The 2,866-nt window shown below is 50.0% G+C and carries 2 protein-coding genes; one reads left to right on the top strand and one right to left on the bottom strand.

All coding sequences use genetic code 11. The features are described 5' to 3' along the window. Window positions 1-33: 33 nt before the first annotated feature. On the bottom strand, window positions 34-555 hold the full coding sequence (locus tag ACQY6Q_RS02090) for a DUF2058 domain-containing protein (protein ID WP_427977302.1): 522 nt from the start codon (window positions 553-555) through the stop codon (window positions 34-36). 203 nt (window positions 556-758) lie between these two features. Between ACQY6Q_RS02090 and recG the strand changes: the two genes are divergently transcribed. Next, window positions 759-2,840: an ATP-dependent DNA helicase RecG gene (recG, locus tag ACQY6Q_RS02085; protein ID WP_427977299.1), complete on the top strand. Its 2,082-nt coding sequence runs from the start codon at window positions 759-761 to the stop codon at window positions 2,838-2,840. The last annotated feature ends 26 nt before the right edge of the window (window positions 2,841-2,866 follow it).

The following is a 2,866-nucleotide window of genomic DNA, read 5'->3' as shown; positions in this document are numbered from 1 at the left end:
GACCGGCTTATGACATAAATTAATTTTACTGGCTTACCACATTAAATCATCGGGAATCTGGTAGTCTGCATACGGATCGTCTTCGTCAATGACATCTTGGCTAGGGTCATTGATTAATACCACTACGCTTTCATCTCGTTGGGCAATTTTTTCCGCCACAATGCTGGGCACTACTTCATAACTCTCAGCTAAAGTGACAATGGCAAGACGTCCGTTACTCAACTGCTTACGTAGCTCCTCGGTAACGTAAATCTTTTTAATCAAGCCATGATGAGTAAAGTTGTAAGCATCTTCTCCGCGAGAACGATCTAACTTATTCATTTCAATCAATTGCTTAATTTGTGCGGCAATTGCTCTCTTTTCTTTTTCAGCATTCTGCATCTGCGCCAACTCGGCATCGCGTTGCTGTTGCTCAATGCGGGCTTGTTCGGCTGCCGCTTTAACTTCTTTAGCAAGAGTGCGGGATTTTTTATTGGTTTTTCCCACTTTTTTTGCTTTTTTCTTATCAACTAAACCAGCTTTAAGCATCTGCTCTTGCAGGGATAACTTGGCCATGGGGAGTGCTTACCTTTAAATCAGTGAAATGAATAGCGCGTGGCAAAGCACGCTTTGGGGCAAATAATACGCCAAGCGCAAGCGAATTAGAACCTTCCTGCGGTAGTGAAATAGGGCTTTAAACACTTAAGTGCTTGATAGGTAATATTCATTAAAAAATTAATATATACTCTTGGTACATGATCATATTTACAGTGGTTTAAGTGGAACTCAGCAGCTTACCAATTACCGCCCTCAAGGGAGTAGGGGATAAACTGGCCGAAAAATTAGCTCGCTTACATATTCGTAGCGTGGGCGACTTACTGCTGCACCTTCCACTTCGTTACGAAGACCGCACTCGGCTGTGGCCGATTCACGACCTGTTACATGGTAGCCATGTCTCTGTGCACGGGGAAATTACCAAAGTAGAGATTATTCAAGCTCGCCGCCGCATGCTAACTTGCCGCATCAACGATGGCAGTGGCAGCCTCACCTTACGCTTTTTCAACTTTAACAATGGCCAAAAATCGGCCATGCAACAGGGCCACTGGATGCGCTGTTTTGGGGAGGTGAAACGCGGCAAGCATGGCTGGGAAATGATTCATCCAGAATACAGTGTGGTGGCTGACCCTAGCGCGCCTCTAGTGGACGAAAAACTCACTCCGGTGTATCCCACTACCGAAGGTCTAAAACAACTCAACTTACGTAAACTCAGCGAACAAGCCTTTAAACTGTTGCAGCAATATCCGCTGCATGACTGGCTACCAGCTGCGCTGCGTCCGCACGGTTTAGACCTCAACCAAGCGCTAATGCTACTACATCGGCCCGAGCCCGATACCGAACTGAGCTTACTAGAAGAGGGCAAACACCCAGCGCAACAACGTTTGGTTCTTGAAGAATTAGCGGCCCACCAGCTAAGCATGCTCAAATTACGCCAACAGCAACAGCGACAAGCGGCTATCGCGCTACCTCTGGTTAGCCAGTTAGAGCAGCAGTTTCTCAAGCAACTGCCATTTCGTCCCACTGGCGCCCAGCAACGGGTCGTCGCCGAAATAAAAACCGATACTCAGCAGCCTCACGCCATGATGCGCCTAGTGCAAGGCGATGTGGGCAGCGGAAAAACCCTAGTGGCCGCCTTGGCCGCCTTGCAAGCCTTGGGTAATGGCTACCAAGTGGCCCTGATGGCCCCCACCGAAATTTTAGCCGAACAGCACGCACTCAACTTTGCCCGCTGGTTTGAGCCGCTAGGGCTTAAGGTAGATTGGCTAGCAGGCAAGCAAAAAGGTAAGGCGCGTAGCGAGGCCATGGCCCGCATCGCTAACGGTGAAGCCCAGATGATAGTGGGCACCCATGCGATATTCCAAGAGCAAGTGCAATTTGCTAGCCTCGCTTTGGTGATCATCGATGAGCAACACCGCTTTGGGGTTCATCAGCGCATGGCGTTACGGGAGAAAGGCGCCGCCATTGATGGCAGCAATACTCTACCTCACCAATTAATTATGACTGCCACTCCGATTCCTCGCACCTTGGCAATGACCGCTTACGCCGATTTAGAACTCTCGGTGATCGATGAGCTGCCACCGGGCCGCACTCCCATTAAAACCGTGGCTCTGCCCGATAGCCGCCGCCAACAGGTGGTAGAGCGGGTCTATCAAGCCTGCCACCAAGACGGCCGCCAAGCCTATTGGGTATGTACCTTGATTGAAGAATCAGAAGTGTTGCAATGTCAGGCCGCCGAAGATACCGCCGACAGCTTACAAAAGCAGTTACCCGAACTTCGCGTAGGCTTAGTACACGGGCGAATGAAGCCCCAAGAAAAACAATGGGTGATGGAGCAATTTAAACAGCACCAGCTGGATCTCTTAGTCGCCACCACTGTGATAGAAGTGGGTGTAGATGTACCTAACGCCAGTTTAATGATTATTGAAAACCCCGAACGACTCGGTTTGGCTCAATTACACCAACTGCGCGGCCGAGTGGGTCGAGGTCAAGTAGAAAGCCACTGTGTGCTGATGTACCACAGCCCGCTATCCAAAACAGCTAGCTCACGCTTAAGTGTATTGCGCGAGAGTACCGATGGCTTCGTGATTGCTCAGCGAGACATGGAAATACGCGGCCCCGGCGAATTATTAGGCACCAAACAAACCGGTTTGGCTGAGTTTAAAATAGCCGATCTGGTGCGTGACCAAGCGCTCATCTCCCAAGCTCAAGCCCTAGCCAAACAGCTACTACAGCAGCAACCACAAGCCTGCTCGCCCTTAATTGAGCGCTGGCTGGCTGGTCGTGAACAGTTCGCCCAAGCCTAAATTGAACTTAAGCTCTTAGCCAGAGC

It is taken from the genome of Agarivorans sp. (assembly GCF_050295395.1).
Lineage (GTDB): Bacteria > Pseudomonadota > Gammaproteobacteria > Enterobacterales > Celerinatantimonadaceae > Agarivorans.
This window is presented reverse-complemented; position numbering and strand designations above follow the sequence as displayed.